This is a genomic window from Meiothermus sp., assembly GCF_025060375.1.
GTDB lineage: Bacteria > Deinococcota > Deinococci > Deinococcales > Thermaceae > Meiothermus.
In genome coordinates this window covers 1-12,673 of record NZ_JANXCG010000079.1, presented here as the reverse complement: position 1 = coordinate 12,673, position 12,673 = coordinate 1, and the positions used below count along the sequence as shown (strand labels likewise).

Sequence of the window (12,673 nt, the reverse complement as noted above, 5' to 3'; positions counted from 1 at the left end):
CTCCAGAACGATAAGGTCGGCATATGCCCCTGGCACGACCTCCCCAAGCCTTCCCTCGGCCCTGAGCAGCCGGGCCGCGTAAAGGGTGGCCGCGCGAATGACCTCGAGGTTAGGCTGCACCTGAGCCCGCAGCCTGAACTCCAGGGATTGGTAGCGGTGCATGGCCCCCAACAGGTCGGTACCGTAGGCCAGGTTGACCCCCGCCCGGTAGGCCCGCTCGAGGGCCCCAAGCCCCTGGTCCAGCACCAGCTCCACCTTGTGGGCCACCTCCTTGGGCAACCCCCCCTCCACCCCTTCCTGGGCCAGCGCCTGGTAGGTCACAAGGGTAGGCACCATCCAGGCCCCATGCTGGAGGAAGAGTTCCAGGCTGCGCTCGTCAATCAGGTTGCAGTGCTCCAGGCTCCGCACCCCCAGGGCAATCGCCCGGTTAACTGCCCGCGCCGTGTAGGCATGGGCCATCACGTACAGGTCGGCCATCTGGGCCTCCTCCACCGCCGCCCTTATCTCCTCCAAGGAGAACTGGTCGTTGGTCAGCCGATCGGTGGGTGAAGCAATGCCGCCCCCCAGCATGAGCTTGATCTGGTCGGCCCCCCGCCGCACCTCCTCCCGCACTGCCCGGCGCACCTCCGCCACCCCGTCCACCACCCTGCTAAAGGCCACCGGGCTGCTCACCGTCTCTAAAACCACCTCTCCAGCTGCTCGGCTGTCGCCATGCCCCCCCGTCTGGCTCAGTGCCCGCCCGCAGATGTAGAGCCGGGGACCTAGGACCCACCCCTCCTCCACCGCCCGCTTGAGCCCGAAGTCAGCGCCCGCCGCGTCGCGCACGGTGGTAAAACCCCTAAGGAGCATTCCCCGCATGATCTCCGCGGCCCGCAGGGCGTTGTAGTGGGGTGAGGCGTTCAGCAGCTCGCGCAGGTTGGCCGTCCAGGCCATCACGTGCACATGCGCGTCGATGAGGCCAGGCATAAGGGTCAGGCCGCCCAGCTCGAGCCGCACCACCCCCTCCGCTTGGGCCTCGGGCGGCTCGAGCCCGGCGGGCTGCACCCGCTCTATAAGCCCGTCCCGCACCACCACGCACATGTCCGGCAACAGCCGGCCCGCCCGCACGTCCAGCAGACCTACCCGGTTCAGGAGCAGCAAGGACATACCCCAGCCTACCACCCAGCTTGTGGGTTTTTTCCCATAAAAAAGGGCTGGAGGTCACGACCGCAGGGCCGGACATGGGGTAGGATAGGAGGGCTAGCCAAGGCCTGGAGAAGGAAGTGGAGTTGGGCCTACTGAAGGAGGAGCCATGAGCGTTCTAGAGAGGGCGCAGGCCGCCCCACTTGCGCCGCGCCCGTCCGTCGTCAACGACTTTTCCCTCGTCGTCGCCACCGCCAACGGCACCGGCAGCCAGACCGCAAACCTCACGCTGTTGCGGTCCTTTTTTAAGCTGGGCTTACCGGTTCACGGCAAGAACATCTTCCCCTCCAACATCCAGGGCCTGCCCACCTGGTACCACATCCGGGTAAGCCATGAGGGCTACATCGCCCGCAAGCCCGCGGAGATTCTGGTGGCCTTCAACCCCGCCACCGCCCCGGAGGATGTAAGGGCCCTTCCCGCAGGGGGGGTCTGCCTCTACCACACCGACCTGAAGGGCCTGCCCCAACGCGACGACCTCACCTACTACCCGGTGCCAGCCGCCGAGCTGGTGGCTGGGATTGAGGTTCCGGTCAAGCGCAGGCCCTACCTGGCCAACATGGCCTATGTGGGGGTGCTGGCCTGGATGCTGGGGTTGCCCCTGTCGGTCATCGAAGGGGCCCTGGCGGTGCAGTTTGACCATCGGCCCAAGCTGGTGGAGGACAACCTCGAGGTGGTGCGCCGGGCCCACGCCTGGGCCAGCGAACACCTAACCAAGCGGGACCCCTACCGCGTAGAGCCCATGAACAAGACCGAGGGGCTTATCCTGATGACCGGCAACGAGGCTGGGGCCCTGGGGGCGGTCTTCGGTGGGGTAAGCGTGGCCGCCTGGTACCCCATCACCCCCTCCACCAGCTTCATGGACGCCCTGAGGGAGTTCCTCTCCAAGCTGCGCAGGGACGAAGAGGGGCACCCCACCTACGCCATCGTCCAGGCTGAGGACGAGCTGGCCGCAGCGGGCATCGTGATGGGGGCAGGCTGGGCGGGGGCTCGAGCCCTTACCGCCACCAGCGGCCCCGGCCTCAGCCTGATGGCCGAGTTCGTTAGCTACGGCTACTTCGCCGAAATCCCTGCGGTCATCTGGGACATCCAACGGGTAGGCCCCAGCACCGGCCTGCCCACCCGCACCAGCCAAGGGGACGTGGCCTTCGCCTACACCCTGGGTCACGGCGACACCAAACACCCCATCCTCCTCCCTTCCTCCATTGAGGAGTGCTTTGAGTTTGGTTGGAAGGCCTTTGACCTGGCTGAGGTGCTCCAAACCCCGGTCTTCGTGCTTTCCGACCTAGACCTGGGGATGAACAACTGGATGGGGCGGCCCTTCGCCTACCCCGACCGGCCCATGCAGCGGGGCAAGGTGCTGGGCGCGGAAGCCCTCGAGGCCCAGGGCGGCTTCGCCCGGTACAAAGACGTGGACGGCGACGGCATCCCCTACCGCACCCTGCCGGGCACCCCCCACCCCCGAGCCGCCTACTTCACCCGTGGCAGCGGCCACAACGAGGAGGCCCAGTACAGCGAGCGGGCCGAGGACTACGTGCGCATCATGGCCCGTCTAGCCCGCAAGTTTGAGACCGCCCGCAGGCTCGTGCCCCCGCCAGCGGTGGCACATACCCCAGGAGCCCGCCTGGGGGTCATCGCCTACGGCACCACCCGCTACGCCATCGAGGAGGCCAAGGACCGCCTGGCCCAAAAACTGCCCTTCAGCTTTCTGCGGCTGCGGGCCCTGCCCATCGGCCCAGAGGTGCGCGACTTCGTGGCCGCCCACGAACAGGTGTGCGTGATTGAGATGAACCGCGACGGCCAGGTGCACGGCATCCTGCGGGCCGAGCTGCCCGAGTTCGCCCCCCGCCTGCGCTCGGTGGCCTACCTGGACGGGTTACCCCTGACGGCGGAGTGGGTCATGGCCCGCCTTACCGAAGAAGCCCAGCGCCCCATGTGAGGAGGCCCCCATGGAGAACCCATCGGTCAAGACGAACGCCCCCCTCAGGCTCAACGCGGTGGGCCTGAGCAAGAAGGACTACGACGGCGCTCCCAGCACCTTGTGCAAGGGCTGTGGCCACAACAGCATCGCCAGCCAGATCGTGCAGGTGGCCTACGAGCTGAGCCTAAGGCCCCACGAGGTCATCAAGCTCTCCGGCATCGGCTGCTCCTCCAAATCGCCGGCCTACTTCCTGGGGATGTCCCACGGCTTCAACGCCCTGCACGGCCGGATGCCCAGCGTGGCCACCGGGGCCCTGCTGGCCAACCACACCCTCAAGGCCATCGGGGTCTCAGGGGATGGGGACACCGGCAGCATTGGCCTAGGCCAGTTCAAGCACCTCCTTCGGCGCAACCTGCGGATGGTCTACATCATCGAGAACAACGGGGTCTACGGCCTCACCAAAGGGCAGTTTTCGGCTACCGCCGAAGAGGGGCTGACCCTGAAGTACGCCGGGAAGAACCCTTTTCCCCCGGTAGACCTGTGCATGGAGGCCATCGTGGCTGGCTGCGGCTTTGTGGCCCGCAGCTTTGCCGGGGACGCCAAGCAGGTGCGCGAACTCCTGAAGGCAGCCCTCTCCCACCGGGGCACAGCGGTGCTGGACATCATCAGCCCCTGCGTGACCTTCAACAACGAGGACGACAGCCCAAAGAGCTACGGCTACGGCACCCAGCATGAAAAGCCCCTGCACGAGCTAGGGTTCATCCCGCCGGCAGAGGAAATCGCCATTGAGCCGCTCGAGCCCGGGGAGTTCCGCCTGGTGGAGCTGCATGACGGCTCGCACATCCGGCTGCGCAACCTGGGCCCCGACTACGACCCCACCGACCGCATGGCCGCCCTGGCCCGTCTACAGCAAGCCCAGGAAGAGGGCGAGTTCATCACGGGCCTGCTCTACTACAACCCCAGCCGACCCAGCCTGGCCGAGGTGGAAGGGCTTAGAACCCCTCTGGCCCAGCTTCCGCCCGAGCGGCTGCGCCCTTCTCGGGAGCAGCTGGAAAAGGTGTTGCAGACCTACCGCTAGGCCCCTCACAGCCAGCCTTGGAGGCGGTACTTCAAGAGGCCCAGGTACTCCCGGACGATGGGGGTAAGGGCCTGCAGGCGGTCGGCGGGGGTGGGCAGGGCCATGTCAAACCGGGGTTCGCTCGAGGGCACGCTCCACACTTCCAAACCCAGCTTGCGAAAAGCCGCCACCGCCCGGCGGCTGTGAGTGGGGGTGGTCACCAAAAGGACCCGGCGGTAGCCCCGATCCCGCACCAGCTTGGCCACCGCCAGGGCCTCGGTGCGGGTGGTGCGCATCTTCGGGAGCAGAACGACCTCCGGGCCCGCCTCACCGTAAAGCGCCCGCACCCGCTCCAGGGCCACCCTGCCCAAGGACGGGCACCCCGCACTGCCGAAAATCTCCCCTACGGTGTCGGAGAGGGTCAGACGAGGGGCATAGCCCGCCCGCCAAAGCTCCAGCCCCTTCTCCAGGCGGGCCAGCGAGCTGGCCTCGAGCTCCCCCGCCCCGCAGTGCATTCCCCCACCCAAAACCACAATCAGGTCGGCCTTCTGTGGAACATCCCGCACCACCAGGCCCCGGACCAGGAAGGCGGTGAGGGGAGTAAAAAGGACGACCCCAGTGAAAAGCGCCAGAAGACCGCCCGCCGCCAGCAAAAACCGAAAGGTGAGGGGGAAAAGGCCCAGCGAAGTTCCCAAAAGCCAGAGCAACCCCGCAGAGGAGGACCCCATATCGGGGTTGAGGGCCAGACCCAGGGGCAGCAGCAGCAGGCTGAGACCTGAGGCCACCAAAACCCGCAACCACCTCCCCGACACGCCTGCCATCATACCCGGTTCTTTTATATCGCTTTTTTTGCACAAGTGGCATAATACGATATACATATGCCCTCGCTTACCGCCGAACAGAAGATGGTGCTGGAGATGGTGCGCCAGGTTTCTCGAGAGATCCTTTGGGAGCTGGCCCCCGAGTACGACCGCACCGGCAGCTACCCCTGGCCCCAACTAAGAAAGCTTGGCCAGCTTGGCCTTCTGGGGATGACCACCCCCGAGGCCTGGGGCGGGGCCGGGCTGGACTCGGTAACCTGGGCCCTGGCCCTAGAGGAAATCGCCACCGCCGACCCCAGCGTGGCGGTCATCCTCTCGGTCACCTCGGGCCTGCCGCAGTACATGCTCCTTCGCTATGGCAGCGAGGGGCAAAAGAAAAAGTACCTGGTGCCCCTGGCCAAGGGTGAGTGGATCGGGGCCTTTTGCCTGAGTGAACCCCACGCCGGCTCAGATCCGGCCTCGCTCAAAACCCGGGCCCAGAAGGTGCCGGGCGGCTGGCAGCTGAACGGGGTCAAGAGCTGGGTCACCTCAGGAGGTCAGGCCCAGGTTTACGTGGTCATGGCCCGCGGCGAGGCCGGCATCAGCAGCTTCATCGTGGAAAAGGGCACGCCGGGCCTCAGCTTTGGCCCCCCTGAGGAGAAGATGGGCCTGCACGCCGCCCACACCTGTGAGGTTCGGCTGGAAGGGGTCTTCGTCCCGGAGGAGAACCTCCTGGGCCAGGAGGGGCGCGGCCTAGCCCAGGCCCTGGCTGGCCTCGATTCGGGGCGCATAGGCATCGCCGCTCAGGCTGTGGGCATGGCCCGGGCCGCCTTTGAGATTGCCCGGCGGTACGCGGATGAGCGCTTCCAGTTCGGCCAGAGGCTGAGGGATTTCCAAGGGGTGAGCTTCAAGCTAGCCGAGATGCACACCCGCATCGCCGCGGCTCGAGGGCTGGTGCTCGAGGCCGCTGCCAAAAAGGACCGAGGGGAGCGCTACACCCTAGAGGCCTCCACCGCCAAGCTCTTCGCTTCCGACGTGGCGGTGAGCGTGACCCGCGATGCGGTGCAGATTCTGGGGGGCTACGGCTACCACCGCGACTACCGGGTGGAGCGCTACTACCGCGACGCCAAGGTTACCGAGATCTACGAGGGCACCAGCGAGATCCAGAAGCTCATCATCGCCCGCGAACTCTACCGCTAGGGTATACTCTGCCCCGTGAAGGCCCTGGTCACCGGCTTTGAGCCCTTCGCCGACTACCCCCACAACCCCAGCCGGGCGGTGCTGGACCTCCTGCCCGAGCGGGTGGGCGGGCTCGAGCTGGTCCGGGCTACCCTGCCGGTGGACACCGAGCAGGTGCGAACCACCCTGCAGGAGCTCTACCAGAAACACCAACCCGCCGCGGTGCTCCACCTGGGCCTGGCAGCAGGCCGGGCTCTGGTCTGCTTGGAGCGGCTCGCTGTCAACCTGCTGGACTTCGAGGTCCCCGACAACGCAGGGCGCCTGCTGCACGACACGCCCATCCTTCCCGGCGGTCCGCTGGCCCTCCACACCCGCCTGCCCATACGAGCCATCCAGGCCCGCTGGAAAGAGGCGGGCATACCAAGCGTGTTGAGCAACAGCGCAGGACTTTACCTGTGCAACCAGGTCATGTATCTAGCCCTTTCCTGGCTGCCCCAAAAGGTACCGGTCGGCTTCATCCACCTGCCCCCCGACGAGACCCTGGCCCTCGCCAAGCCCCAGGCCTACGTACCCCTGAAAACCCAGGCCCAAGCGGTGGCGCTGGCCCTGGAAGAAGCGCAGAGGGCCGTCCCTCCAGGACCATGACCGACGTCCTCATCATCTCCGGCGGGAACGCCGAGGACCTGATCGGAACCACCCTGGCCCAGCACCTCCCCGGCCTCCGGCTGGCTGCGCTACCCTTAGTGGGGCCAGGGCAGCGCTACGAGGGCCATGTAGAGCGCATTCTAGGCCCCCGTAGCCAGATGCCTTCCGGCGGCTTCCCCTTCAACAGCCTGGAAAACCTGCTGGCCGACCTGAGGGCGGGCTTCCTCTGGGAGGTAGCCCGGCAGGTTCGTGCCGCCCAGCTCGCCCGAAGGGAGGTGCGGGCAGTGGCTGTGGTGGGCGACGCCTACGCCCTGGCCATCGGTGTGCTGGCCTCAGACTGGGGAAAAAAGCCGCTGTTTCACCTCCAACCCCAGGTCTCCCACTACTACTGGGCTGGCCGAACCGTCTGGGAGCGGCTCAAGCAGCCCAACCAGTTCGCCGCTGAGGACTACATGTTCTACGAGCGCTGGATGCACCGCTTTGTGCGGGCCGTCTATGTGCGGGACAAGCCCAGCGAGGAGCGGGCCAGGGCCTTGGGCCTGCACAAAGCCCGCTTTGTGGGGGGAATGGCCATGGACACCCTGGGGCCGCCCGAACGCGAGCTGGCAGGGATACTGGACGGTCGCAGGGTGCTGGTGCTGCTGCCGGGCACCCGGGCCGACGTGCGCTTCAGCCTACCCCTGATGCTGCAGGCCGCTACCCTTCTGCCTGAGCTGCAACCTTTGGTGGCCTGGGCGGGAGAATTCACCCAGGTGCCCCTGGCCGAGGGCTGGTCGCTCAGCCCACTCGACGAGCAGACCGCCGTAGCCCAGCAGGGCCCCCACCAGGTCTGGTTGCTGCGCAACGCCTTTTCAGCCATCCTGCACGCAGGCTATGTGGCGGTGGGTACGGCCGGCACCGCCAACGAACAGGCCGCCGGGATGGGAATCCCGGTGGTGGCCTTCCCCACGCCGGGACCCCAATACATCTACCCCAACGCCCTTCGGCAAAGCCGGCTCCTCGGGAAGGCCCTGCGGCTGGTGGAGGCCCACCCCGAGAAGGTGGCCGAGGCTGTGCGGGTCTTCCTCAACGATCAAAGGGCCCGTGAGGAGGCGCGGCGAGAAGGCCTGGAGCGCAACGGGCCCAGGGGTGCTCTGCCCAAAATTGCTGCCGAGATTCGCTCGGCTCTGGGGGCCCAAGTATGATGGGCGGGTGCGAATCTGGGCCGTAATTCCCACCCACAACCGACCCCGCCTCCTGCTCGAGGTGCTGGAAGCGCTGCACCAGCAAACCCAGCCCCTCGAGCGGATGGTGGTGGTGCTCAACGGCTCACCCAAGGAGGTGACGGCCCTGCTGGAGGCTGAGTTCCCCAGGGTCGAGCGACTCGAGCTTCCCGAGAATCAGGGCTCTGCTGGAGGTTTTTACCACGGAATACGGCAGGCCTTGGAGGGCGGAGCCGACTGGGTTTGGCTGATGGATGACGACGGGGTGCCCAAACCCGACGCACTAGAAAAGCTGTTGGCGGCGGAGGCCACCACGCGCAGCTGGGGAAGACCAGCCGACATTCTCTTCAGCCGCGTGGTTTGGGTGGACGGCCGGATTCACCCCATGAACTTTCCCCTGCCCGACTGGCGCAGACCTAGGCACCTGTGGAAGGCGGTACGGTACGGCTACCTGGTTGTCCGCTCAGGGGCCTGGACAGGCATGCTGGTGCGCCGCAGCGCCATAGAGCGACACGGCCTGCCCAACCCATCCTACTTTGTGTGGTGTGAGGACCTGGAGTTCAGCGGGCGAATCCTACGAGGGGGATGGGGCTACTGGGTACACGACAGCCTAGTGGTTCACAAAACCAGCCAGCCCACCGCCGCAGTAGGCGACTACGGGGAGCGCTTCTTCTTTGAAGCCCGAAACCGCCTCTGGCTGTTGCGCTCCAGGGCATTTGGACCCCTGGGAAAGGCCTACTGGTCCCTCCACTTCCTGGGTGAGATCGCCGCTTACTTGTGGCAAACTCGGCTGAGGGGGCTACCCCTCCTGATGAGAGGCCTGCGGGCCGGACTCCTCACCTCCCCTACCCTTTTCAAGTAGTGCGAGAAGGGAGGCCGGTTAGAATAGACCCCGGCCTTGCCCTAAATCCTCTACCGGTGGGAAAGTGCGCCTGCACAGAACACCCAGAGCCAACCCACCCTCTGCCGATGAAAATGCTGGAAAAACTCCCCTGGAAGCAAAAGGCCCTTCCCCAGTTTGGGGGGATCCTCCTCACCCTAGGACTCATAGAGATGAGCCGCTCGGCATTCTTTTGGGTCTTTCTGCCCTTTTCCTCCAAGGAGCTGGGCCTGAGCCTGAGCCTGATCGGGCTGGCCTGGGTGGTGCACTCCCTGGCCGAGGCCTTTAGCCGGGGGCTGGGGGGATATCTTGTGCAGCGCCTTGGGTTTGGCCTGGTTGCCGCCTTTGCAGGGCTGGTGGGCCTGCTTACGGTGGTCGGAACCGTCTCCTATCCCAACGGCTGGCTCTTCCTGAGCAGCACCCTGGTCTGGGGAATGGCCACCTCCGCGCTTCAGCCGGGCTACCTGACCTACTCCAGCCGGGTAGCGGTACCTGGCCGGGAGGGCCGGGCCATGGCCTACGCCCATTTTCTGGTGATGCCCTGGATAGGCCTAGGCTGGGTCCTGGGAACCTTCTTCACCCGCCACCTTCCCGAAACCAGCGCCCCCATGCTCCTGATCGCTTTAGGACTGGCAACCCTCCTCGGCCTTGCCAACCTGCGCCTCCGCGAGCCCATCCCCAAGCAGGGGTTTCGCCTGAGCCAGCTCCTGCCCATCCTGGTGGTCGTACCGGTGGCCTTTGCCCAGACCTTCTTGCAAACCCTGTTCAATCTGGTAATCCTCAAGTTCACCTTCCACGTGCTCCTCTTCACGGAGTGGCAGCTCTATCTGGCCATCGGTCTAGCCGCAGCGACGGCTTTTGTAGGGACGGGTTTCTTTGGTCGGCTTCCTGATCGCCGAGGACCGCTGCTGCCCATGGTGGGCAGCCTTGGGGTGCTGGCCTTGGTCTTCGTGCTCATCGCGCAGAAGCCCACCTACGGGCAGTTCCTGGGGCTCTGCCTGCTGGGGGGTGCCGCCTTTGCCACCTTCGTGCCAAGCTGGAACGCCTTTTTGGTCCGGTTGCTGCCGGTAGAGAACCGCGCAGCCATCTGGGGTTCGCTGATGGTGGTGGAGGGGCTTGGCGCCGCTACAGGGCCCGCGGTAGGGGGATTCCTTTGGGACTGGCTGGGGCCCAGGGGCCCGTTTTTAGGAGGGGCTCTGGTCTGCTTGGGGCTGGTGGTCTTCTACCTGGCCCTGTGGCGCCTCGGGGCAGACAGAAGGTAGGGCCAGCCTGGACTTTCTCAGACTTGTTTGGGTTAATCTCAGCGTTATGCTGCGCCTTCTGCTGTTGGGCGCTCTGGTTGGGTGGAGCTTTGGGCAAGGGGCCCAGTTGGACGAGCGGCGCATTGGGCCGGAGGGTGGGGCTTTGCGGATACCCGGCATCCAGGTCTGGGTACCCCCAGGAGCCCTCCACACCCCGGTGCGGTTCCGCCTCGAGCGGCTCCAAGCAGTGCCCACCTCTCCCCCCCAGGATGAGGTCTTCTTCATCCAAACCCTTCCCGACCGGGAAGTGGTAGGCATCTACCGGCTCTCCTCCAGCGCTACCAGCTTCCTAAAGCCCCTGGAGATAGAACTGCGCGTCAACCCCCCCTACCGGCCCGGAGGGCGGGTCATCCGAAGTGTGGTCTACATCTGGAACGGCAAGGGGTACGTCAGCATCCAGGTTCCCAGCAGTCGGGAAACCCTAAGCCTCTCGCGGCTTGAGCTAGGCCTAGGTGCGGGGGCTGGAGGCTATCCGGCCGGTCTGGTGCTGGCGGCCATCCGGGCCCCGGAGGAAAATTTGCGCCAGGAGTGCCACGGCCGGGGCGGGCGCTGGACCGGCACCAGCTGCGAGCGCCGATAGCGGCCTCAGCCCACCCAAAACCCCCACCGCCCCCCCCATAAACCCCGAACCTCAAGCCACCGCCGAACCGGCCCTAACCCCTCCCTCAGGGCCTTCTGAAAGCCTTCCTGCCCCAACAGGTACACCAGCGCCACCAGTTCCCCCACCACGGTAAAGCCCCGTATCCGCCGTTCGGTGTTCCAAAGCCCTCGAGCTAGGCGACCAGCGGCCTGCCAGGGCACCTTCAGGTAGTGCTCTGGCCCGTGCCGGGGCTCGAGCTGGGCCCGGTACCTGGCCCGGGCCGCCCCACGGAGGCCCGGGACCACCCCCGGCAGGCAGTAGGCAGGCTCCAGGTCGGTCAGCACCCCTCGGCAGGCCAGGGGGCGATAGGGGTGGACGGCACAAGCCCCGTCCTGGGTCAGCAAGGGGCAGGGACAGGCCGAAAGAAAATGCTGTCTGGGAAGGTCGGGCAGGTTTCGGTCCCTTGCAATCCGGTCCACCCGCAGCGGACCCTCCTCCTCAACCCTCCTTAGCCCCTCGGGATGAAGGCGCCCCAGCTGCTCCCGCAGGTACTCCGCCTCGGCCAATCCCACCACCACCCAGGCCAGGCAGCAGGCCCAGCACCCCCTGCGGCAGCTCACCCTCAAACCCTGCGCCTCTAGATAGCACCTGCTGCGCTCCTCCATCCGCCGATGGGCCCCGACCACAGCCTCCCTCAGGGCAGGATGCATAGGCCCATCCTACGGGACAAGGGCACGCCGCAGCAGGTTTGACTTGGTACAATCCTCCCATGCCCCAGACCCACCTTTCCGCCGAAGTTGCCCCCGGCATCTATGCCATCCCTGTGCCCATCCCTTACCCCTTCCGGTACGTGAACTGCTATCTGCTCCTCCCCAGGCCCCTCAGCAGCGGAGGGGCGGTGCTGGTGGACGCTGCGCTGGACACCCCCGAGGCTCGAGGAAGCCTCGAGGCCGCCCTCAGGGAGCACGGGCTAGCCTGGGGTGACCTCGAGGCCCTTCTCATCACCCACCACCACCCCGACCACTACGGCCTGGCCGGGCTCATCGAGGCCCAGGGGGTGCCGGTCTACATGCTGGATGTGGAGGAGGAACGGGGCCACATCTTCTGGAGCGAACCAGAGCGCATGCACCAGGCCGGAATGGCCCACTTTCGCCTGCACGGGGTCGTGGGCGATTACCTGTCGGGCCTGGAACAGGAGATGGCCCAGACCCACAGCCGGGTGCACCCCGCACAAAGCCTGAGAACCTTCGGGGATGGGGAGGTGCTCGAGCTGGCCGGTATGCGCCTGCGCGCAGTTTGGACACCTGGCCACGCCGACGGGCACAGCATGTTCTTGCGCGAGACGGACGGGGTGCTGCTGGCCGGCGACCAGATTCTGGAGAAAATCTCCCCCAACATCGGCCGCTGGGCCTACGCCTACCCCAACCCCCTGGCCCACTACCTGCGCTCGCTGGAAAAAACGGCCGCCCTCCAGGCCCGGCTGGCCCTGCCCGGCCACTACCGGCCCATCGAGGACATCGGGGGGCGGGTGGCCGAGCTCAAAGCCCACCACATGGAGCGCCTGGGCTTCCTGGAAGGCCTGCTGGACGACCGCCCCCAGACCTGCTGGCAGCTCTCCCTAGCCCTCTTCCCGGGGGAGCTGAGCCTGGCCCAACGGCGCTTCGCCTGGGCCGAGACGCTGGCCCACCTGGAGTACCTGGTCGAAGCGGGCCGGGCCCGGTGGGTAGACCAAGGCGGCGTCCTGGGTTACCTCCGCTAGGCCTACCAGGCCAGGGCCAGCCCGTCGGCGCGGGGTTCCGTGGCCGCCAGAAGCGCCTCGCCGTACCGCAGGACCACCTGCCCCCGGCCAAAGGAGGCCCACTCGGGCTGCAAGACCACCTCGTGCCCCCGCTCCCTCAGCCCCTGAGCCACGTGCAGGGGGACGGCTGG

At 66.5% G+C, this 12,673-nt stretch carries 12 protein-coding genes and 1 pseudogene; 9 read left to right on the top strand and 4 right to left on the bottom strand.

Annotated features, from left to right (window positions below; all coding sequences use genetic code 11):
- A partial coding sequence (locus NZ849_RS09470; RefSeq protein WP_295406488.1) for an amidohydrolase family protein occupies positions 1–1,146 on the bottom strand: 1,146 nt, incomplete at its 3' end.
- A gap of 145 nt (positions 1,147–1,291) precedes the next feature.
- Between NZ849_RS09470 and NZ849_RS09465 the strand changes: the two genes are divergently transcribed.
- Positions 1,292–3,118, top strand: a complete 1,827-nt coding sequence (locus NZ849_RS09465) for a 2-oxoacid:acceptor oxidoreductase subunit alpha (RefSeq protein WP_295406485.1) — start codon at positions 1,292–1,294, stop codon at positions 3,116–3,118.
- Between the two features lie 10 nt (positions 3,119–3,128).
- Entirely contained in the window at positions 3,129–4,178 is a 1,050-nt protein-coding gene (locus NZ849_RS09460; protein WP_295406482.1) for a 2-oxoacid:ferredoxin oxidoreductase subunit beta, read from the top strand.
- Between the two features lie 5 nt (positions 4,179–4,183).
- Here the strand turns inward: NZ849_RS09460 and NZ849_RS09455 are convergent, their stop codons facing one another.
- Positions 4,184–4,981, bottom strand: coding sequence for a YdcF family protein (locus NZ849_RS09455; RefSeq protein ID WP_295406478.1), 798 nt, complete (start codon positions 4,979–4,981; stop codon positions 4,184–4,186).
- A 54-nt stretch (positions 4,982–5,035) separates the two neighbouring features.
- Here NZ849_RS09455 and NZ849_RS09450 point away from each other — a divergent pair, with 54 nt between their 5' ends.
- The 6 genes from NZ849_RS09450 (at position 5,036) to NZ849_RS09425 (ending at position 10,744) form a co-directional block, all read left to right on the top strand.
- The gene (locus tag NZ849_RS09450) at positions 5,036–6,157 is read left to right on the top strand and encodes an acyl-CoA dehydrogenase family protein (protein WP_295406476.1); all 1,122 of its coding nucleotides are present in this window, start codon (positions 5,036–5,038) and stop codon (positions 6,155–6,157) included.
- Between the two features lie 15 nt (positions 6,158–6,172).
- Positions 6,173–6,781, top strand: coding sequence for a pyroglutamyl-peptidase I (locus tag NZ849_RS09445; RefSeq protein ID WP_295406473.1), 609 nt, complete (start codon positions 6,173–6,175; stop codon positions 6,779–6,781).
- Positions 6,778–7,965 carry a lipid-A-disaccharide synthase-related protein gene (locus tag NZ849_RS09440; protein WP_295406470.1) on the top strand — a complete coding sequence of 396 codons (1,188 nt, stop codon included), beginning with the start codon at positions 6,778–6,780 and terminating at the stop codon, positions 7,963–7,965. Before NZ849_RS09445 ends, NZ849_RS09440 begins: the two co-directional genes overlap by 4 nt.
- Positions 7,966–7,972: 7 nt before the next feature.
- Complete coding sequence (locus tag NZ849_RS09435; protein ID WP_295406468.1) at positions 7,973–8,845, top strand: glycosyltransferase; 873 nt, start codon at positions 7,973–7,975, stop codon at positions 8,843–8,845.
- Positions 8,846–8,952: 107 nt separating this feature from the next.
- On the top strand, positions 8,953–10,125 hold the full coding sequence (locus NZ849_RS09430; protein WP_295406465.1) for an MFS transporter: 1,173 nt from the start codon (positions 8,953–8,955) through the stop codon (positions 10,123–10,125).
- Between the two features lie 46 nt (positions 10,126–10,171).
- Positions 10,172–10,744 carry a hypothetical protein gene (locus NZ849_RS09425; protein ID WP_295406462.1) on the top strand — a complete coding sequence of 191 codons (573 nt, stop codon included), beginning with the start codon at positions 10,172–10,174 and terminating at the stop codon, positions 10,742–10,744.
- Between the two features lie 5 nt (positions 10,745–10,749).
- On the opposite strand, the gene NZ849_RS09420 is transcribed toward NZ849_RS09425, so the two are convergent.
- Positions 10,750–11,454 (bottom strand): YkgJ family cysteine cluster protein, encoded by a 705-nt coding sequence (locus NZ849_RS09420; RefSeq protein WP_295406459.1) that lies wholly within the window; start codon positions 11,452–11,454, stop codon positions 10,750–10,752.
- A 59-nt stretch (positions 11,455–11,513) separates the two neighbouring features.
- Between NZ849_RS09420 and NZ849_RS09415 the strand changes: the two genes are divergently transcribed.
- Positions 11,514–12,503: an MBL fold metallo-hydrolase gene (locus tag NZ849_RS09415; protein ID WP_295406455.1), complete on the top strand. Its 990-nt coding sequence runs from the start codon at positions 11,514–11,516 to the stop codon at positions 12,501–12,503.
- Positions 12,504–12,505: 2 nt separating this feature from the next.
- Here the strand turns inward: NZ849_RS09415 and NZ849_RS09410 are convergent.
- A pseudogene (locus tag NZ849_RS09410) lies at positions 12,506–12,673 on the bottom strand (gamma-glutamyltransferase); the annotation flags it as partial.